Source organism: Lysobacter sp. SCRH-1R (assembly GCF_057747855.1).
The window spans coordinates 1,579,516-1,597,863 of record NZ_CM173227.1 but is presented as its reverse complement, the minus strand read 5'-3'; the positions used below and the strand labels follow the sequence as shown (position 1 = coordinate 1,597,863).

The 18,348-nt window shown below is 69.3% G+C and carries 18 protein-coding genes, 1 tRNA gene and 1 pseudogene; 15 read left to right on the top strand and 5 right to left on the bottom strand.

Going from position 1 to position 18,348, the window contains the following annotated elements; genetic code table 11:
- Positions 1-100: 100 nt before the first annotated feature.
- The gene (locus AC3ANK_RS07305; protein WP_484172575.1) at positions 101-553 is read left to right on the top strand and encodes a Csu type fimbrial protein; all 453 of its coding nucleotides are present in this window, start codon (positions 101-103) and stop codon (positions 551-553) included.
- A 1,366-nt stretch (positions 554-1,919) separates the two neighbouring features.
- Here the strand turns inward: AC3ANK_RS07305 and AC3ANK_RS07300 are convergent.
- From AC3ANK_RS07300 to AC3ANK_RS07280, 5 genes are all read right to left on the bottom strand, one after another.
- Complete coding sequence (locus AC3ANK_RS07300) at positions 1,920-4,148, bottom strand: AsmA family protein (RefSeq protein ID WP_484172574.1); 2,229 nt, start codon at positions 4,146-4,148, stop codon at positions 1,920-1,922.
- 110 nt (positions 4,149-4,258) lie between these two features.
- Positions 4,259-4,735: an aminoacyl-tRNA deacylase gene (locus AC3ANK_RS07295; protein ID WP_206859075.1), complete on the bottom strand. Its 477-nt coding sequence runs from the start codon at positions 4,733-4,735 to the stop codon at positions 4,259-4,261.
- A 129-nt stretch (positions 4,736-4,864) separates the two neighbouring features.
- A complete protein-coding gene (locus tag AC3ANK_RS07290) occupies positions 4,865-5,455 on the bottom strand; it encodes an OmpA family protein (RefSeq protein ID WP_206859077.1) in 591 nt (196 codons plus the stop codon).
- A 425-nt stretch (positions 5,456-5,880) separates the two neighbouring features.
- The gene (locus tag AC3ANK_RS07285) at positions 5,881-6,678 is read right to left on the bottom strand and encodes an amidohydrolase (protein WP_484172573.1); all 798 of its coding nucleotides are present in this window, start codon (positions 6,676-6,678) and stop codon (positions 5,881-5,883) included.
- 144 nt (positions 6,679-6,822) lie between these two features.
- Positions 6,823-7,971 (bottom strand): pyridoxal phosphate-dependent aminotransferase, encoded by a 1,149-nt coding sequence (locus AC3ANK_RS07280; RefSeq protein ID WP_206859081.1) that lies wholly within the window; start codon positions 7,969-7,971, stop codon positions 6,823-6,825.
- Positions 7,972-8,111: 140 nt separating this feature from the next.
- On the opposite strand from AC3ANK_RS07280, the gene AC3ANK_RS07275 reads away from it, so the two are divergent.
- From AC3ANK_RS07275 to AC3ANK_RS07210, 14 genes and pseudogenes are all read left to right on the top strand, one after another.
- Positions 8,112-8,582, top strand: a complete 471-nt coding sequence (locus AC3ANK_RS07275) for a DUF3293 domain-containing protein (RefSeq protein ID WP_206859082.1) — start codon at positions 8,112-8,114, stop codon at positions 8,580-8,582.
- Between the two features lie 172 nt (positions 8,583-8,754).
- Positions 8,755-9,405, top strand: a complete 651-nt coding sequence (gene ccmA / locus AC3ANK_RS07270; protein WP_206859083.1) for a heme ABC exporter ATP-binding protein CcmA — start codon at positions 8,755-8,757, stop codon at positions 9,403-9,405.
- Positions 9,402-10,094 (top strand): heme exporter protein CcmB, encoded by a 693-nt coding sequence (gene ccmB / locus AC3ANK_RS07265; protein ID WP_484172572.1) that lies wholly within the window; start codon positions 9,402-9,404, stop codon positions 10,092-10,094. The genes ccmA and ccmB overlap by 4 nt, the downstream gene beginning before the upstream one ends.
- Before the next feature lie 124 nt (positions 10,095-10,218).
- Positions 10,219-10,971 carry a heme ABC transporter permease CcmC gene (ccmC, locus tag AC3ANK_RS07260; protein ID WP_484172571.1) on the top strand — a complete coding sequence of 251 codons (753 nt, stop codon included), beginning with the start codon at positions 10,219-10,221 and terminating at the stop codon, positions 10,969-10,971.
- Positions 10,968-11,135, top strand: a complete 168-nt coding sequence (gene ccmD, locus AC3ANK_RS07255; RefSeq protein ID WP_206859093.1) for a heme exporter protein CcmD — start codon at positions 10,968-10,970, stop codon at positions 11,133-11,135. Before ccmC ends, ccmD begins: the two co-directional genes overlap by 4 nt.
- A 28-nt stretch (positions 11,136-11,163) precedes the next feature.
- Entirely contained in the window at positions 11,164-11,643 is a 480-nt protein-coding gene (gene ccmE / locus AC3ANK_RS07250; protein ID WP_206859095.1) for a cytochrome c maturation protein CcmE, read from the top strand.
- A pseudogene (locus AC3ANK_RS07245) lies at positions 11,644-13,551 on the top strand (heme lyase CcmF/NrfE family subunit); the annotation flags it as partial.
- A gap of 218 nt (positions 13,552-13,769) precedes the next feature.
- A complete protein-coding gene (locus AC3ANK_RS07240) occupies positions 13,770-14,264 on the top strand; it encodes a DsbE family thiol:disulfide interchange protein (RefSeq protein WP_242524958.1) in 495 nt (164 codons plus the stop codon).
- Entirely contained in the window at positions 14,261-14,710 is a 450-nt protein-coding gene (locus tag AC3ANK_RS07235) for a cytochrome c-type biogenesis protein (RefSeq protein ID WP_484172570.1), read from the top strand. Before AC3ANK_RS07240 ends, AC3ANK_RS07235 begins: the two co-directional genes overlap by 4 nt.
- Positions 14,710-15,720 carry a tetratricopeptide repeat protein gene (locus AC3ANK_RS07230; RefSeq protein ID WP_484172569.1) on the top strand — a complete coding sequence of 337 codons (1,011 nt, stop codon included), beginning with the start codon at positions 14,710-14,712 and terminating at the stop codon, positions 15,718-15,720. The genes AC3ANK_RS07235 and AC3ANK_RS07230 overlap by 1 nt, the downstream gene beginning before the upstream one ends.
- 115 nt (positions 15,721-15,835) lie before the next feature.
- On the top strand, positions 15,836-16,969 hold the full coding sequence (metX, locus tag AC3ANK_RS07225; RefSeq protein WP_484172568.1) for a homoserine O-acetyltransferase MetX: 1,134 nt from the start codon (positions 15,836-15,838) through the stop codon (positions 16,967-16,969).
- A gap of 68 nt (positions 16,970-17,037) precedes the next feature.
- Positions 17,038-17,634 carry a cysteine dioxygenase family protein gene (locus AC3ANK_RS07220; RefSeq protein ID WP_206859107.1) on the top strand — a complete coding sequence of 199 codons (597 nt, stop codon included), beginning with the start codon at positions 17,038-17,040 and terminating at the stop codon, positions 17,632-17,634.
- Positions 17,635-17,740: 106 nt separating this feature from the next.
- On the top strand, positions 17,741-18,199 hold the full coding sequence (locus AC3ANK_RS07215) for a DUF2214 family protein (RefSeq protein ID WP_206859108.1): 459 nt from the start codon (positions 17,741-17,743) through the stop codon (positions 18,197-18,199).
- Positions 18,200-18,241: 42 nt separating this feature from the next.
- Positions 18,242-18,328: transfer RNA gene (locus AC3ANK_RS07210), tRNA-Leu, on the top strand.
- Positions 18,329-18,348 lie beyond the last annotated feature (20 nt).

Here is an 18,348-nt window from a genome sequence, read left to right as displayed (position 1 = left end):
GCACCGTGTTCACCGGCCAGACCAATGCGCCCGCCGGCAGCTATACCGTCACGTCACCAGCACGATTCTGCTGGGTTATGGCTATACGACTACGCCGCCCGTGTGCAGCACGTCGGGGCAGACGTCCTGGCAGAGCTTCCAGGTCTCCACCACGGCCACGGTCGCCAGCGACTGCACCGTCTCCGGCACCAACATCGACTTCGGCCAGCAGGGCTTCCTGCAGAGCGCCGTGACCAGCACCGGCGTTATCACCGCGACCTGCACGAAGGGCAGCGCCTACACACTCGCGCTGAGTGCCGGCAGCGGGGCGGGCGCCACGGTGGCATCACGGCTTATGACGCGCTCGGGCGGCAGCGACACCCTCGCCTACGGGCTCTACCGCGACAGCGGTCGCACGCAGGTGTGGGGCGACGGGACGGGCGGATCCGGAACCGTCTCCAACACCGGCACCGGAACGCCGCAGACGGCCACCGTCTACGCGACGCTGCCGGTGCAACCGCCGCCGCCCCCGGGGAGTTACATCGACACGATCACGGTGACGGTGACGTTCTGAGCGCGGTGACGTCGTCTCGCGTCGTGGTGGCCGCCTCTGCGCGCCACCCGTGCACGGCATGCGCGCAGCCTCCGAAGGGTATGCGCGTGCCCTCGAACGAGTGCGCGGCGCACTCGAACGGGGACGTCGATGCCCGTGCGCGGGCGTCGTGTGCCCGCACGTTGCGACTTTGTCGCAGCGCGCCCCTTCGCGAAGGGCGTACGACCTCGCCCTGTGTCCGCGCGCGGGCAGCGTCGTGCCCGGCGATTGCGACAAAGTCGCAGCGCGAGGGAGCGAGGGGCCCGTCCGAGGGCGACCGGGTGCCCGCGCGACCCTTCGCCGCGCCCGCGCGAACCTCGCCGGGAGTCGATCGAGGGCAGTCGGGTATGCGGTCGAGGGCAGTGCGGTAGTCGCGGACGCTCCTCATCCTCGATCTCCCGCGTTGGTAGCCCGGGTAAGCGAAGCGCACCCCGGGTGCCTTACCGATCACCGCCGCCCACCCGGGGTGCGTTGGCGATCCCGGCCACCCACCCCGGGTGCGGCCTTCGGCCTTACCCGGGCTACAAGAGCGGCTCCTCATCGATCCCCGGCGTTTGTAGCCCGGGTAAGCGAAGCGCACCCGGGGTGCCTTGCCGATCACCGCCGCCCACCCGGGGTGCGTTGGCGATACCGGCCGCCCACCCCGGGTGCGGCCTTCGGCCTTACCCGGGCTACAAGAGCGGCTCCTCATCGATCCCCGGCGTTTGTAGCCCGGGTAAGCGAAGCGCACTCGGGGTGCCTTACCGATCACCGCCGCCCACCCGGGGTGCGTTGGCGATCCCGGCCGCCCACCCGGGTGCGGCCTTCGGCCTTACCCGGGCTACAAGAGCGGCTCCTCATCGATCCCCGGCGTTTGTAGCCCGGGTAAGCGAAGCGCACCCGGGGTGCCTTACCGATCACGGCTGCCCACCTGGGGTGCGTTGGCGATACCGGCCACCCACCCCGGGTGCGGCCTTCGGCCTTGCCTGGGCTACAAGAGCGGCTCCTCATCGATCCCCGGCGTTTGTAGCCCGGGTAAGCGAAGCGCACCCGGGGTGCCTTACCGATCACGCCGCCCACCCCGGGTGCGTTGGCGATACCGGCCACCCACCCCGGGTGCGGCCTTCGGCCTTACCCGGGCTACAAGAGCGGCTCCTCGTCGACCCCCGGCGTTTGTAGCCCGGGTAAGCGAAGCGCACCCGGGGTGCCTTACCGATCACCGCCGCCCACCCGGGGTGCGTTGGCGATCCCGGCCACCCACCCCGGGGTGCGTTGGCGATCCCGGCCGCCTACCCCGGGTGCGTCGGGGATACCGGCCGCCCACCCGGGTGCGGCCTTCGGCCTTACCCGGGCTACAAACGCGAAGCCATCAACGCGACAGAGCCGGCTGCGCGTCATACCACTCGCGCGCCTTGATCAGGTGGAAGTCGCGTTGCCCGTTGTCCACCGCCACCGCGCAGCTGAGGACACCCCACTTCGCGTACAGGCTGCCATCGCGCCGCTTGCCATGCAGGCGCAACCGCGCCATCACGTCGTAGCGCTGGTTGCTCGCGTGCACATCGTTGAGCAGCAGCGTCTGCCCGGCCAGCCGCACGTTGGCGTTGGCCTGCGCCTGGCCGGAGTCGATGAGCTTGAACATCCATTTCGGGTAGTCCTTCTTGCGCGAGAACAGCGCAAGCAGGAAGCCGACATCCCTCATCGCGATCCGCGCACGACCGTCGATGCTCACCGGACGGTCCCAGTCCATGCGCGCGCGTTGCAGGTCGATGCGCGTCCACCAGCCGCTGCGCGATTCGCCGCCAGGTTCGGTGAAACTGACGTTCTGCAGCGCCATGCGCGTGCCGTCGATGTTGAACGTGTGGCGTTTCAGGTCGGCGCGATGGAGCTTCGTGTCGATGTCCACGTCGGTACGCAGCGCGATACCCGCCAGGTGCATGCGGGCCGCGCGCGCATCGACGCCGAGCGTGCCCTGTCCGATCGCACCCGCACCATCGAGCGTCAGGTCGCCCGACAGCGTGCCGGCGCCGCCGTCGAAGCGGAGGTGTTCGTTGGGCAGGTAGCGGTTGTACGCCCGCAGGTCCGGCACCTGCGCATCGGCGAAGGTGAGGCGCGCGCGCATCGCCTGCCCGACGTGCTTCATCGCGCCGGGCTGGCGCAGCGCCTGGCGTTCGACGCCCGACAGCGTTTCAAGTTTCATGCGCAGGCCCTGCCCCTGCACGAACGGCTTCGTCGGCGCATCGTCGGCAGCGATGTCGAAATGCTCCATCGTCAGGTCCAGTTTCGGCAGCAGTTCGTCGTTCGGGCCCGTGTCCAGCCGCCCCTCGGCACGCGCACGTCCGGCGATGCGATTGCCCATCACGTGCGCGACCGCCTGCACGTCCGGCACGCCGACGCGACTGCCACCGGCGATGCGCCCATCGACCACGCGCACGTCGGCATCGACCACGCCCGCGCCGTCCAGCGACAGCCACGGCGCGTCGTAGAAGTTGCCAAGCCAGCGCAGCGAACCGAAATGCCAGCGTCCCACCACGTGCCCCGAAGTACGCGGCAACAGGCTGCGCGGGTCCTTCAGCGGCACCTGCGTGCCGCGCACGACCACGTCGGCATCGAGCGAAAGCCGCCCTTGCGCCTGCGCCGGCGCACGCGCGACCAGATGCATGTCGCGATCCACGTCGAGTGCGACATCGAGCGCATCGGCGAACTGCACGCCATGCGCATCCCGGCCGCGCACCGGCGTATGCCAGCGCAGGCGGCTGCCGGGCGTGAGCGATCCGCGCGCGAAACCCACCTCAACCCGCGCATGGCCGTCGCCGGCCAGATTGGACAGCGTGATGCGCCCTTGCGGGTCGACGTTCACGCCCAGCGTCGGCGCCTTTCCCTCGAGTTTCAGCTTCGCATCGGTCAGCAGCAGCTTGGCGATGCCGCGCGCCTGGTCGCGCGTGTGGCGGGCGATGGCGAAGTCCGCATCGATGCGGCCCTCGCGCAGCATCGCCTGCTTGCCGTAGCGGAGCTGCACGTTCTCGAAGTGCGCGGTCGAGGGCATCAGTTCCAGCGCGCCGCCACGCAGCTGCTTGAAGAAGCCGACATCGGCGCGGCCGACACCTTCGAGGATGAGGTCGCCCAGGCGCCCGCCACGTATCGAATCGCTGTGGATGCGGTCGAACTGGAGCACCCAGCCGCCCGGGCGCGCCGGCAACGGCGGCTTGCGCGGGCCGCCGATATCGACCGCGCCGGTCACGTCGAACGCGACCACTTCAGGCACGCGCACGGTCTTGCGGAACAGCGGCGCGATGGCGATACGACCCTTGGCGCGTCCGGCATCGGCCGACCATGTCGTTCGGCCGGCATGGCCTTTCATGCGCACGTCCGACACGCTCACGCGGCCGGGCCACAGCGTGTAGCCGCGGCCCCACTGGATCTGGAACTTCTCCGGCTTGCGGTTCGCCGTCCACTCGCCCAGCGGCGTGTTGATGAAGATGTTGCCGGCCAGCAGGTAGAACGCGTACACACCGACAAGCGCGAATACGACGCGCCGGGTCCACTGTTGCGCACGGGGCGGAACGCGCTGCCACGAACGCGTCACGAAGCTGCGATCCATCGATGCCTTCCCCTCATGCAGGCCCTGTCCGTGTCAGCTTGACCGCGCATCGCCGCCGCCGGACCTGAGTCCGGCGGAAACCTTGCGCCGTGCATGGCCGCGTGATGCGATCAGTGGCGCGTGAGGTCGACGATGCGCGGATGCACGAGACGTTCGAAGTCGTCCCAGCCCATGCGCATAAGTTCGCGATGCGAGCCTGCGTTGAAGGCGATGTCGTCGTCCTCGGCGAGGCTTGCGGCGGCGTACACGTCCATCGCGTAGAGATTTCCGAACGGCGGCATCGCGCCGACCTCGCATTCGGGGAAGCGGTCCTTGAAGTCGGCTTCGGTCGCCAATGCGACTTCGCGCGCGCCGCTGACCTTGCGCAGCTGCGCGAGGTCGAGCCACTCGTCGGACGGCAGCACCGCCATCGCGAGCTTGCCATCGAGTCGCACCATGACCGTCTTGATCATCTCGTGGCTGTCGATGTGGGCGCACGCCGCGGTGTCGCGCGCGGTGAAGGCGTGCGGGTGCGTCATCGTGTCGTAGCTGACGTGGTTGGACGCCAGGAATTCCTGGAGGCGCGGGGATAGGGTTTCGGACGACATGGCACGGCTCCCTGGTCGGAGGCCGGGCGCGTCGCGACGCGGCTGCGGCGCACGGGGCATCGGTGTCAACGAAAACGGGCCGCGCAAGCGCGGCCCGTTGAGTCTACGCCCGTTGTGCGGTGCGATCTTTCACAGCGATGCCGTGGCCTGCTGCTGCGCGTCGGTGCGCGGGCCGGCGTAATCGACCACCAGCGAGACGCGGCGATTGGCCTGGCCGGCCTCGCCGACGGCGCCTTCCTGCACCTGGCGGTTGCGGTCCTCGCCATAGCTGACCGCGCGCACGCGGGCATCGCCGATGCCGGCGCCGACCAGGTAGTCGCGCACCGACTGCGCGCGCTGCAGGCCCAGGCGACGGTTGTGCGCCGCCGAACCCGACGGGTCGGCGAAGCCTTCCACCGTGATCACGGCCTGAGAATGGCTTTCGCGGATCACGCGGGCGAAGTCGTCCAGCAGGGGCTTGTCCTGATCGCTCAGGGTGGCGTCGTTGGTCCCGAAATGCGCGGCGGTGTCCACGCGGGTGCGTCCGGCCAGCTGCGTCACCAGCGCGTCGTGCTTCTGCGAGAGCGTGTCGAGCTGCGACTGCAGGCGCTGGTCGGTGGCGCGCAGGTCGGCGATGGTGGCGTCGAATTCGTCGCGCTTGATGTACTGCGAGCACCCGGTCAGCGCGACGGCGCCCAGCGCCACGGCGAAACCGGCATTACGGATCGTACGAGTAACCAATGGAATCTCCTTTCAATGAACGTGCGCGGCGTCGCGCACGCAATGCCTGCGTGACCGGGGGAAGTCGAGCGCGGGCGCGTTTGGAACGTTTGTGGTGTTGTTCTGTGCGCGGGGCGCGCGGGGTGTTGCGACGTGTCGTTGTTGAGGTGCGGTAATCAATGACACGGCAATCGTTAACAACCCGTTTCATGAACAGGCGAAAGGACGCCGCCAATTGCGAAGCCGCGCACGGTTCAGTGATGTCAAGACGGAGTTCACGCGGTGCGTATCGGCGCGATTCATGGAATCGGCGCGGCAAGCGTGACTGGGGGATGCGCGCGTTTGCAGCCCGGGCAAGCGCAGCGCACCCGGGCTCACTCACGCATGAACGTGCAAGCACTTCCCCGGTTGCGCTTCGCTTCCCGGGCTACAAGGGCAGGCGGCGCTCAGCGCAGCTCGAACGCATCCGCGTCCAGCATCGCCGGGAAACGCTCGCGATGCGCGGCGAGGTCCACCGCCGACAGGGTCACGGTGACGACGGTTTCGACGTCGGCGCATTCGGTCACCGGCTGGCCGACGTAATCGATCACCGCACTGTCGCCTGCGTAATGCAGGCCGTTGCCGTCGGTGCCGACGCGGTTCACCGCCGCGACGTAACACAGGTTCTCGATCGCACGCGCGCGCAGCAGCGTCTTCCACGGGTACGCGCGCGCCGACGGCCAGTTGGCGACGAAGATCATCAGGTCGAAATCGAGCTGTCCCGGCCGCTCGACGTCGAAGCGATTGCGCGAGAACACCGGGAAGCGCAGGTCGTAGCAGACCAGCGGGCAGATGCGCCAGCCGCGCCAGTCGAGCGTGAGGCGATCGCGCCCCGCCGCATAGCGTTCGTGTTCGCGCGCGTAGCGGAACAGGTGGCGCTTGTCGTAGGTGCTGATCGCGCCGTCCGGCGTGGCGAACAGCAGGCGGTTGTAGACGCCCTCGCCGTCGCGCAGCTGCACGCTGCCGGTCACGGCGGCGTCCAGGCGCGCGGCCTGTTCGCGGATCCATTCCACGGTGGCGCCCTGCATCGTCTCGGCGCTGCCGATGGCCTCGTTGGAGAAGCCGCTGGTGAACGTCTCCGGCAGGATCACCAGATCCGTCGCACCGCGCAGGGGCGCGATCAGGCGGCCGTAGTAATCGCGATTGCCGGCCGGATCGTGCCAGCGGGTGTCGCCTTGGACGAGGGTGACGCGGAGGTCGTTCATGGGTTCGCCAGGAGATGGATGTTGTTGTTTGCCGTCATCCCCGCGAAGGCGGGGATCCGGTTTCCGGACGTATCACGCCCGTAGGAAGGCATGACGCGCCGGACGCCTGGATTCCCGCCTTCGCGCGAATGACCGCGCGTGCCGCTACAACTTCTGCAACCGTTCGATCGCCTTGTCCAGCGTCGCCTCGTTCTTCGCGAAGCACAACCGCGCCAGGCGCTGGCCCGCCGGCGGCGATTCGTAGAACGGCGACAACGGGATCGCGGCGACACCCTTCTCCACCGTCAGCCAGCGGCAGAAGTCGGCATCGTCGCGGTCGCTGACATCGGAGTAATCGACCAGCTGGAAATAGCCGCCCGGCACCGGCAGCGGCTTCAGGCGCGTGGTGAGCAGCTGCTCGCGGAAGCGGTCGCGCTTGGCTTCGTAGAACGCGCCGAGTTGTTCGTAATGCGCGGGATCGGCTTCGATCATTTCCGCGAACGCCCACTGCGCCGGAGCGAACGTGCAGAAGGTGTTGTACTGGTGCACCTTGCGCAGCTCGGCCGACAGCAGCGGCGGCGCGATGCAGTAACCGACCTTCCAGCCGGTGCAGTGGTACGTCTTGCCGAAGCTGGACACGACGAACGCGCGCTCGCGCAGTTCCGGATAGCGCAGCACGGATTCATGACGGCGGCCGTCGAACACGATGTGCTCGTACACCTCGTCCGACAGCAGCCACAGGTTCGTGTCGCGCAGCAGCGCGGCGAGCTGTTCGATGTCGCTTCCGGTGAACATCGCGCCGGACGGATTGTGCGGCGAGTTGATCATCAGCAGGCGCGTGTTCGGCGTGACCGCGGCGCGGATCGCCTGCCAGTCGGGCGCGAAGGTTTCCGGATCCAGCGGCACGTGCACCGCGCGTGCGCCGGCCAGGTCGATCGCCGGCTCGTAGGAGTCGTAGCAGGGATCGAGCACGATCACTTCCTCGCCCGGCCGCACCACCGCGGCGACCGCATCGAAGATCGCCTCGCTCGCGCCGGAAACGACCGTCACTTCGGTATCCGCATCGGGGCGATGGCCGTAGCAGCGTTCGGTCTTCGCGGCGATCGCCTGGCGCAGCGCCGGAATGCCGGTCATCGGCGCGTACTGGTTCCTGCCCTCGCGCATGGCGCGGTCGAGCGCTTCGATCAGGCGCTCGGGCACGTTGAAGTCCGGGAAGCCCTGGCCGAGGTTGACCGCGTCGTGCTCCATCGCGAGCTGCGACATCACGGTGAAGATGGTCGTGCCGACCTTCGGCAGTTTGGTTTGCAGGGTCATCGCGGGCGGAACTCGACGTCGGAGTGTGGGGCCGCCAAGTGTAAGGACGCGGGCCCGGCGGCGTCATGACGAACGCTCATCTGCGCCTCCGCCGGCCGGCTGCATTGCGCCGGTCATGGTCGCCGTGGACACTTGGGCGCATGCATGAGTTGCGAATCGTCGACGCCGCCGAGCTCGCCACCGCCTACGCCGCAGCGGAGTACGTGGTCGTGCTGGACGGCGATCCCCTGCCGCTGCGCGTGGGCGAGCCCGCGCGGGACCTGGAAGCGTATGTCCCGGCGTCGCGCTATTCGTTCATCACCGCGTGGAATCCGGCTTCGGAGCCGCGCTCGGACGCGGCCAACGAAGCGGCCGATGCGCTGCTGGTCGCGCAACTCGACACGCTCGGCGCCAGCCGGCACGCCGGCTGGGCGCAGGATTCCGCCGGCCGCTGGCGCGAGCCGGGCTGGCTGGTCGCGGGGCTGGACGAAAGCGCGGTGCTGCGGCTGGCGCAGGAGTTCGGCCAGGCCGGCGTGCTGGACTGGGAAGCCGGCGAGCCGGTGCGGTTGAGGATGTTGGCGCCGCGGCCGGTGGGGGATGAGGTCGCGCATACCGAGTGGATTCCGGCGTGAGGGGTGTGGGCCCCGACAGCGCTTTCGTCCGAGCTTGATGGCCCCCGGTGCGCTTGGCTTGCCCGGCCTACAACCGCCCGGCTGCCGCGAGGCACCCCGTCACGGCAAGCGGCATCTTTCGCGAACCGCATAGAATGGCCGCCCCTTGCGGCGCCTGCGCCCAGCCTTCCCGATGACGCCCAACGACCGCCCCGCCCCGCCGCTGCTGGCCGCCCGCGGCCTGCGCTTCGCGCGCAACGACGAACCGGTGTTCGGCCCGCTGGATTTCAGCGTCGATGCCGGCGAGGCGCTGCTCGTCCAGGGCGACAACGGCGCCGGCAAGACCACGCTGCTGCGCGTGCTCGCCGGCCTGCTCCGGGCCGATGGCGGCGCGATCGACCTCGATGGCGAGCCCGCCGGCCACGCCCGACGGGCCCGTGCGATCGCCTATCTCAGCCATCTTCCGGGCCTGAAGGCCGACCTGAGCGCGCTGGAAAACCTCGACTTCCTCTGCGGTCTTCAGGGCCGCCGCCGCGCGCAGCTGCCGGAGAACGCGCTGGCGATCGTCGGCCTGGCCGGCTACGAGGACGCCCTGGCCCGCCAGCTCTCGGCCGGGCAGAAGAAGCGGTTGTCGCTGGCGCGGCTGTGGATGTCGCCGGCACCGCTGTGGCTGCTCGACGAGCCGTACGCGAACCTCGACCTGGAAGGCATCGAACTGGTGAACCGCATGGTCCAGGCGCACCTGCGCGAAGGCGGCGCGGCGCTGGTCACCACCCACGGCGCCTACGCCGCCCCGCCGGTGCGCACGCGCATGCTGGTGCTGAACAAGGGGGGCGTCGCATGACCGCGTCCACCTCGCCCAGCCTGGCCGGGGCCGCACGCGCCCTGTTCGTCCGTGACCTCCGGCTGCTCTGGCGCCGACGCGGCGATGCGCTGCAACCGGCGCTGTTCGCGCTGCTGGTGGTGGTCCTGTTCGCGCTCGCGCTGGGCGGCGAGAAGACCGCCCTGTCGCAGGTCGCCGCCGCCGTGCTCTGGCTGGCGGTGCTGCTGGCTGGTTTGCTGTCGCTGGACACGCTGTTCCGTGGCGACGCCGAGGACGGCTCGCTGGAGCAATGGATGCTAGCGCCGGTCCCGCTGGCGTGGCTGGTCGGGGTACGCACGTTCATGCACTGGGCGACGACCGCGTTGCCGCTGCTGATCGCCGCGCCTTTCCTGGGCGAACTGCTGTACCTGCCGCGCGACCAGCTGGGCGTGCTGATGACGTCGCTGGCGCTCGGCACGCCGCTGCTGAGCCTCATCGGCGCGGTGGTCGCCGCCCTGACGGTCGGGATGCGGCGCTCCGGTATACTCGTGGCCTTGCTGGCGCTGCCGTTGTACGTGCCGGTGCTGGTGTTCGGCGCGGGCAGCGTGGCTGCCTCGGCGCAGGGGCTGGATCCGATCGGGGCGCTGCTGCTGCTCGGAGCCGGACTGGCGGTGGCGCTGGTCCTGGCCCCGCTGGCCGCGGCTGCGGCGATCCGCATCGCACTGAGCTGACCTGCCGATCGGCACGACGCACGGAGCTTTGAGCCAGATCAAGGCCGCCTTTCCGGCCGACGCGACAATCCGCCGCAAACCCGCCACTGCCCGGCCGTCCGGCCGGACGTGTGCAGAGAAACTGATGAACCCGATCATCCGCTGGTTCCACAAACTCGGTTCGCCGCCCTACTTCGACCGCTTCGCCGCGCGCTGGGCGCCCTGGAGTTACGGGCTCGGCCTGCTGGTGATGGCGTGGGGCCTGTACGGCGCGCTGTTCCAGGTCCCGGCCGATTACCAGCAGGGCGACAGCTTCCGCATCCTCTACATCCACGTGCCCAGCGCGTGGATGAGCATGGCGGTGTTCGGCCTGATGGCGCTGTACGCGGCCATCGCACTGGTGTGGCGGATCAAGCTGTGCGAGATCCTGGCGATGGCCTGCGCGCCGATCGGCGCCGCCTTCACCCTGATCACCCTGCTCACCGGCGCCATCTGGGGCAAGCCGATGTGGGGCACGTGGTGGGACTGGGACCCGCGCCTGACGACGGAGCTGATCCTGCTGTTCCTGTACCTGGGCGTGATCGGCCTTTACAACGCGATCGACGACCGCCGCGCCGCCGCGCGTGCCGCCGGGCTGCTCGCGATCGTCGGCGTCGCGCTGCTGCCGGTGATCCGCTACTCGGTGGTGTGGTGGAACTCGCTGCACCAGGGGCAGACGATCCGCGTGTTCGGCGAATCGAGCATGGATTCGAGCATGATGGGCCCGCTGGTCTGGATGATCGTCGGCACCAAGCTGTGGTTCATCGGTGCCCTGCTCGCGCGTGCGCGCGCCGACAACCTGCGTCGCGAGAGCGGCAAGGCGTGGGTCGCCGATCTTGCCGGGGGGAACCGCGCATGACCTACCTCAACTACGTCATCGCCGCCTACGCCGTGTTCGTGATCGTGCTGGGCTGGGACTTCGCCAGCACGAAGCTGCAGATCCGCCGCGAGCTGCGCGGCGCCCGCCTGCGTGCCGCGCGCGAAGCCGCGCGCCCCGGCCGCGACGCCGAACTGACCCGTTAGCCGAATTCCGTTCGAGAGTGCTTTCCGCATGAATCCCGTCCGTCGCCGCCGCCTGCTCTGGGTCATCGCCCTGGTCGTGGCCGCCGGCATCGCCACCGCGCTGGTCGCGATGGCCCTGCAGCGCAACATCGCCTACCTCTACACGCCCAGCGAAGTGCTGCGCGGCGAAGCCGGCGGGCAGGCACGCTTCCGCCTGGGCGGCATGGTCGCCGCCGATTCGTTCCAGCGCGCGCCCGGTTCGCTGGACGCCACCTTCCGCGTGACCGACGGCGATGCGCAGATGCCGGTGAAATACACCGGCATCCTCCCGGACCTGTTCCGCGAGAAGCAGGCCGTCGTCGCGACCGGCCGCATGCAGGGCGAGGTGTTCGTGGCCGAGGAAATCCTCGCCAAGCACGACGAGAACTACATGCCGAAGGAAGTCGCCGACAAGATGGGCATGGCGCACAGGAAGCACGACGTCGCGGCGCCCGGCGGCGCGGCGCCCACCTCGCAGGAAGCCAAGTAAGTGCTGGGCGAAATCGGGCAGGTCGCGCTGATCCTCGCGCTGCTGGTGTCGGTGCTGCAGGCGGCGATGCCGCTGGCCGGCGCGCAGCGCGGCGTCGCGCCGTGGATGGCGATCGCGCGGCCGGCGGCCTACGCGCAGCTCGCGCTGGTCGCGCTGGCATTCCTGATCCTCACGCACGGCTTCGTGACGCAGGACTTCTCGCTGCGCTACGTCGCCGAGAACAGCAACTCCCTGCTGCCGCTGATGTACCGCTACACCGCGGTGTGGGGCGCGCACGAAGGCTCGCTGCTGCTGTGGGCGCTCATTCTGGCGGCCTGGACCGGAGCGGTCGCGCGCTTCTCGCGCAGCCTTCCGGAACCGGTCATCGCACGCGTGCTCGGCGTCATGGGCCTGGTGAGCGCGGGCTTCCTCGCGTTCCTGATCTTCACCAGCAACCCGTTCCTGCGCCTGCTGCCCGCCGCCGCCGAAGGTCGCGATCTCAACCCGCTGCTGCAGGACCCGGGGATGATCATCCATCCGCCGATGCTGTACCTGGGTTACGTGGGCTTCGCGGTGCCGTTCGCGTTCGCGATCGCCGCGCTGCTCGACGGAAAGATCGACGCACGCTGGCTGCGCTGGACGCGTCCGTGGACGAACGTCGCCTGGGCGTTCCTGACGCTCGGCATCGCGCTGGGTTCGTGGTGGGCGTATTACGAGCTCGGCTGGGGCGGCTGGTGGTTCTGGGATCCGGTCGAGAACGCGAGCTTCATGCCGTGGCTCGCCGGCGCCGCGCTGCTGCATTCGCAGGCGGTGACCGAAAAACGCGGCAGCTTCCGCGGCTGGACGCTGCTGCTCGCCATCGCCACGTTCTCGCTGTCGCTGCTGGGCACGTTCCTGGTGCGTTCGGGCGTGCTGACCAGCGTCCATGCGTTCGCGGCCGATCCGGCGCGCGGACTGTTCATCCTGATCTTCCTCGGCATCGTCGTCGGCGGGTCGCTCCTGCTGTACGCGTTGAAGGCGCCGTCGTCGGACGACGCCGGCAAACCGTTCGAACTGTTCTCGCGCGAAACGCTGCTGCTGGCCAACAACCTGCTGCTGTCCACCGCGTGCGCGATGGTGCTGCTGGGCACGCTGTATCCGCTGCTCGCCGATGCGCTGGAACTGGGCAAGATTTCCGTCGGCCCACCATATTTCGCGCTGATGTTCGTGCTGCTGATGGCGCCGCTGGTGCTGCTGCTGCCGTTCGGCCCGATCACCCGCTGGCAGCGCGAGCAGGTCTCGAAGCCGCTGGCGATGCTGTTGCCGTGGGCGGGGCTCGCGATCGCCCTCGCCGTCATCGCGTATTTCATGGCGCCGCAGGGACCGGTGAAGGTCGCCGCCGGCGTGCTCGGCGCGGCGTGGGTGCTGTTCGGCACCGCGCGTTTCGTGTGGACGCGCGTGCGCAGCCAGACCACGGGCCAGCGCTTCACCGCGGAAATGCTCGGCATGACGCTGGCGCATTTCGGCGTCGCCGTGTTCCTGGTCGGCGCGCTGCTGACCGAAGGCCTCACCACGCAGCGCGAGCTCGCCGTCGCGCCGGGGCAAACGGTCGAACTGGGCCGCTATTCCTTCCGCTTCGACGGCGCAACGCATTCGCAGGGACCGAACTACGAAGCCGACCGCGGCACCGTCACCGTCTTCGAGAACGGCCGACCGCTTACCGTCATGCATCCCGAAAAGCGCGCCTACGCGAGCGGCGGCCAGGTAATGACCGAAGCCGCCATCGCGCGCGGCGTCACGCGTGACCTCTACGTCGCGCTGGGCGAGCCACTCGGCAACGATGCGTGGGCGCTGCGCGTGCACATCAAGCCGTTCGTGCGCTGGATCTGGGCCGGCGCGCTGCTGATGATGCTGGGCGGGTTCGTGACGGCGACAGATCGGCGTTTCCGCGCGCGCGCCGTCGCAGCGAAAGAACCGGTGCTCCAACCGGCGGCCACGCCACTTGCCGCCGCGGATGGTTCGGCGTTCTGGGAACACGAATGGCACAAGCGTAACGCCGGCGGCCCCGATGCCAGTTTCGACAACGATGGAGACGATGCGTGAACAAGGCCCGCTGGCTCCCGTTGATCGTCGTCGCCGCACTCGGCGTGCTGCTTTTCGCCGGCGTGATGCTCAGCCGCAATCCCAATCGCGACGCCCTGCCCTCGCCGCTGATCGGCAAGCCGGCGCCGGCGTTCAGCCTGCCGGTGCTGCACGAACCGGGGCGCCTGGTCACCGACCGGGACCTGCGCGGCGCACCGTACCTGTTGAACGTGTGGGGCAGCTGGTGCCCGGCCTGTCGCGACGAGCATCCGGTGCTCACGCGTTTCGCCGAGACCAAGCGCGTGCGCGTGATCGGCTTCAACTGGAAGGACGAACACGCCGACGCGCTGCGCTGGCTGGAACAGTTCGGCAATCCGTACCTCATGGTCCTCACCGACTACGACGGCAAGGCCGCGATCGACTGGGGCATCTACGGCGCGCCGGAAACCTTCCTCGTCGACGCCGGCGGCACGATCCGCTGGAAGTACGTCGGCCCGCTCACCGACGCGGTGATCGAGCGCGAACTGCTGCCCAAGCTCGCGCAGATCGACGCGCAGTCCGGCAAGGACCGGCCGCTGTGATGCGCGCCGTGTTGCTGGCCTTCGCGCTGATGCTGTCGAGTGCCTGCGTGTTCGCGCAGGTCGCCACCGACGCCACGCCGCTGACGTTCAACGACACGGCCGAGGAAAAGCGCTTCCACGCGCTGGTGAGCGAACTGCGCTGCGTGATGTGCCAGAACCAGTCGCTGGCCGATTCCAACGCGCAGATCGCGGTGGATCTTCGCCGCGAAGTGCTGGAACTCATGCGCGAGGGCAGGACCGACGCGGAAATCAAGGATTTCCTCGTCGCGCGCTACGGCGAATTCGTGCTGTACCGCCCGCAGGTCGAAAGCAGGACATGGTTGCTGTGGTTCGGCCCGGCGCTGGTGCTGCTGGCCGGCGGCGTGATCGTCGCCAGCGTGCTGCGACGCCGACCGCGTCCGTCCGCATCGGCGGCTGACGAGCGCAACGAAGAGCAGGAGTGGTAATGAGCGGTGCAAGCTGGGGTTTCGTGATCGCCGGCCTCGTGCTGGCCGTGCTGACGCTGACCTACGTGCTGCGTCCGCTGTGGCGCACGCGGCGCATGGCCGGCATCGCCGTGATCGCCGGACTGACGTTCGCCACCGCGCTGGCCTACGTCGCCATCGGCACGCCCGCCGCGCTGGACGACGCGCAGCGCGAGATGCCCAGGACGCTGGAGGAAGCCATCGCCAAGCTCGAAGCCGAGCTGCAGCGCGACCCGAACCAGGTCGAAGGCTGGCGCCTGCTCGGCCGCGCGTACATCGCGCAGGGCGACAGCGCGAAGGCCGCCGACGCGCTCGGGCGCGCGATCAAGCTCGCGCCGGACGATCCGGACCTGCTCGCCGAAGCCGCCGAGATGCGTGCCCTCGCCGCCCCGGAACGCCGCTTCGATGCGGAAGGCGTGGCCATGCTCCGCCGCGCGATCGAACTGCAGCCCATGCACCAGCGTGCGCGCTGGTTCCTCGGCATCGCCCAGCGTCAGGCCGCGCAGCCGGCGGAAGCCGCGCGTACGTGGGAGCCGTTGCTGACCATCGTCGATGCCGCCGCGGCCGTGCCGCTGCGCGCGCAGATCGACGCGGCACGCGCCGAGGCCGGATTGCCGCCGCTGCCGCAGGCCGCAGCCGCGACGCCTTCAACGGCCGGGCTGAAGGTGAGGGTCACCGTGGCGCCGGAACTCGCTGCGAAGGTGCCCGCGAACGCGAGCCTGTTCGTGATCGCGCGCCAGGCCGGCGGCCCGCCGATGCCGGTCGCGGTCGAGAAGCTGCCGGCGCAGGAATTCCCGCGCGAGGTCGTGCTCGACGACGCCGACAGCCCGATGCCGACGATGAAGTTGTCGCAGCTCGACAAGGTCGACGTGCTGGCACGCATTTCCGCCAGCGGCGATGCCACGCCTCAGCCGGGCGACCTGGAAGCGAAGGCGCGGGTGTCGGACAAGTCGGGCGTGGTCGAACTGGTGATCGACAGCGTTCGCCCGTGACGCTCGCGGGCGGACTCCCGGCGGCATGTTTCCGACGCCGGTAAGCGGATTTTCCGACATGCCCGCAAGCGCAACGGTAATGCCCTCGGCCCATCGCGCTCGGTAAGCTTGCCCCATGACCGAATTCATCCCGCCCGGCACCCGCTGGTTCGATCTCCCCTCCCCCTTTGCGATGAAGCGCGGCGGCGAACTGCACGGCGCCCGCGTCGCGTACGAAACCTGGGGCACGCTCAACGACGCGCGCGACAACGCCGTACTGATCGTCACCGGCCTCTCGCCCGACGCGCACGCCGCGAGCAACGACGGGAATCCGGAACCGGGCTGGTGGGAGGCGATGCTCGGTCCCGGCAAGCCCATCGACACCGATCGCTGGTTCGTGATCTGCGTGAACTCGCTGGGCAGCTGCAAGGGTTCGACCGGTCCGGCGTCGATCGATCCCCGCACGGGGGAGTTGTACCGGCTGGATTTCCCGGACCTTTCGGTGGAGGACGGCGCTGACGCGTCCGCGCATCTCGTGCGTGGACTCGGCATCGATCGCCTCGCCTGCCTGATCGGCAACTCGATGGGCGGCATGACGGCGCTGGCGTTCCTGCTGCGACACCCGGGGGTGGCGCGCAACCACATCAACATCTCCGGCGCGGCGAAGGCGCTGCCGTTCTCCATCGCGATCCGCTCGCTGCAGCGCGAGGCGATCCGGCTCGATCCGAACTGGAACCACGGCCGCTACGACGACGCGCACTACCCCGAATCGGGCATGCGCATGGCGCGCAAGCTCGGCGTGATCACCTATCGCTCGGCACTGGAATGGGACGGCCGGTTCGGTCGCGTGCGGCTGGACTCGGACCGCGCCGACGAGGATCCCTTCGGCCTGGAGTTCGAAGTCGAAAGCTACCTGGAAGGCCACGCGCGCCGCTTCGTGCGCCGGTTCGATCCCAACTGCTACCTCTATCTCAGCCGGTCGATGGACTGGTTCGACATCGGCGAGTACTGCGCCTCGCGCCAGAACGGCGAGGCCGACACGCGCGCGGGGCTGGCGAGCATCCGCGTGGAGAAGGCGCTGGCGATCGGCGTGCACACCGACATCCTCTTCCCCCTGCAGCAGCAGGAGGAAATCGCCGAAGGCCTGCGTGCGGGCGGCGCGGACGCCACGTTCCTGCCGCTTCCCTCGCCGCAGGGGCACGATGCGTTCCTGGTGGACATCGCGCGCTTCGGGCCGGCGGTCGCGGATTTCCTCGATTCGTTGCGTTAAACCCTCGTAACGCCGCGGATTGATGCAACGCAAGAAATGAGTTCGGAGCCGCGCGGTAGAATCGCGGCATGAACGCCACCGCCGCGCTGCCCGAAATCGCCTTCCCTGGCCACGAAAAGCTGGTCGCCGCCATCGACGCCGCCGTCGGTGCCGGCGATGAACACGCGGTCACCGCGGCCCTGCGCAGCACGCTGTGCGGCATGATCCGCGACCGCGACGTGCAGCTGCCCGCCTGCGTCCACCAGCCCATCGCCGACCACTACGCGCGCCGCGAGCTCTACCGCAGCCCGGAACACGGCTACAGCGTGGTCGCGATGACCTGGGGGCCCGGCCAGGGCACGCCGGTGCACGACCACTGCGGCCTGTGGTGCGTGGAAGGCGTATGGGACGGCGAGCTGGAAATCACCCAGTACGAACTGCTCGAGCGCGCCGGCGACCGCTTCCGCTTCCGGGCCGCAGGCGGCATGCACGCCGGCCCCGGCAGCGCCGGCAGCCTGATCCCGCCGCACGAGTACCACACGATCCGCAACGCCAGCACCGACGCGGTGGCCGTCTCGCTGCACATCTACAAGGCGCCGATGGAAGCCTGCGCGACCTTCGTTCCTGACCAGGGCGAGTGGTTCTCGCGCGTGTCCAAGGCGCTGCGCACCGACGAAGCGGCCTGATCGCGGCGGGCACCCGTCGCGGTTCATCGAATGACTGACCTCCGGCACCTTGGCCGCGGCGCGCGGCCGGCTTAGTTTTGGCGCTTCCTCCGCCTGGAGCGCGCACGTGCTGACCGACTTCCTCCTCGCTTCCCTGCACCATCTCCTCGTGTTCGGACTGGCCGCGATGCTGGTGGCCGAATCCGTGCTCCTGCGCGGCGCCCTCGACCGCCAGACGCTCCAGCGCCTGACCGGCCTCGACATGGGCTACGGCATCTGCGCGATGGCCCTCATCGCGGTTGGCATCGCGCGCGTCGTCTACGGCGTCAAGGGCCACGACTTCTACCTGCACAACCCGTGGTTTCACGCCAAGATGGGCGCGTTCGTGCTGGTCGGCCTGCTCTCGATCCTGCCGACGATGCGCTTCCTGCGCTGGCGCAAGGCGCTGGCGGCGAACCCGATCTTCCTGCCCGATGCGTCCGAAGTCGCCCGCATGCGCGGCATCGTCCGCTTCGAACTGGTCCTGCTCGCCGCGATCTTCGTCTTCGCCGCCGCCATGGCCCGCTACGGCGGCCTGGGCCTCTGACCCCTGCCGCCAGCCCGCCCCTCGGCTATACTGCACGGCCGCGCCGGAATGGCGGAATCGGTAGACGCAGCGGACTCAAAATCCGCCGCCCTTAAAAGCGTGTGGGTTCGAGTCCCACTTCCGGCACCAACGCAGGATTTCAGGAACTC

What these genes read in the sequence shown, in the direction of transcription:
- AC3ANK_RS07300 (WP_484172574.1), bottom strand. Translation starts at nt 4,148, where the DNA reads ATGGATCGCAGCTTCGTGACGCGTTCGTGGCAGCGCGTTCCGCCCCGT.
- AC3ANK_RS07295 (WP_206859075.1), bottom strand. Translation starts at nt 4,735, where the DNA reads ATGTCGTCCGAAACCCTATCCCCGCGCCTCCAGGAATTCCTGGCGTCC.
- AC3ANK_RS07285 (WP_484172573.1), bottom strand. Translation starts at nt 6,678, where the DNA reads ATGAACGACCTCCGCGTCACCCTCGTCCAAGGCGACACCCGCTGGCAC.
- AC3ANK_RS07280 (WP_206859081.1), bottom strand. Translation starts at nt 7,971, where the DNA reads ATGACCCTGCAAACCAAACTGCCGAAGGTCGGCACGACCATCTTCACC.
- AC3ANK_RS07275 (WP_206859082.1), top strand. Translation starts at nt 8,112, where the DNA reads ATGCATGAGTTGCGAATCGTCGACGCCGCCGAGCTCGCCACCGCCTAC.
- ccmA (WP_206859083.1), top strand. Translation starts at nt 8,755, where the DNA reads ATGACGCCCAACGACCGCCCCGCCCCGCCGCTGCTGGCCGCCCGCGGC.
- ccmB (WP_484172572.1), top strand. Translation starts at nt 9,402, where the DNA reads ATGACCGCGTCCACCTCGCCCAGCCTGGCCGGGGCCGCACGCGCCCTG.
- ccmC (WP_484172571.1), top strand. Translation starts at nt 10,219, where the DNA reads ATGAACCCGATCATCCGCTGGTTCCACAAACTCGGTTCGCCGCCCTAC.
- ccmD (WP_206859093.1), top strand. Translation starts at nt 10,968, where the DNA reads ATGACCTACCTCAACTACGTCATCGCCGCCTACGCCGTGTTCGTGATC.
- ccmE (WP_206859095.1), top strand. Translation starts at nt 11,164, where the DNA reads ATGAATCCCGTCCGTCGCCGCCGCCTGCTCTGGGTCATCGCCCTGGTC.
- AC3ANK_RS07240 (WP_242524958.1), top strand. Translation starts at nt 13,770, where the DNA reads ATGCTCAGCCGCAATCCCAATCGCGACGCCCTGCCCTCGCCGCTGATC.
- AC3ANK_RS07230 (WP_484172569.1), top strand. Translation starts at nt 14,710, where the DNA reads ATGAGCGGTGCAAGCTGGGGTTTCGTGATCGCCGGCCTCGTGCTGGCC.
- metX (WP_484172568.1), top strand. Translation starts at nt 15,836, where the DNA reads ATGACCGAATTCATCCCGCCCGGCACCCGCTGGTTCGATCTCCCCTCC.
- AC3ANK_RS07220 (WP_206859107.1), top strand. Translation starts at nt 17,038, where the DNA reads ATGAACGCCACCGCCGCGCTGCCCGAAATCGCCTTCCCTGGCCACGAA.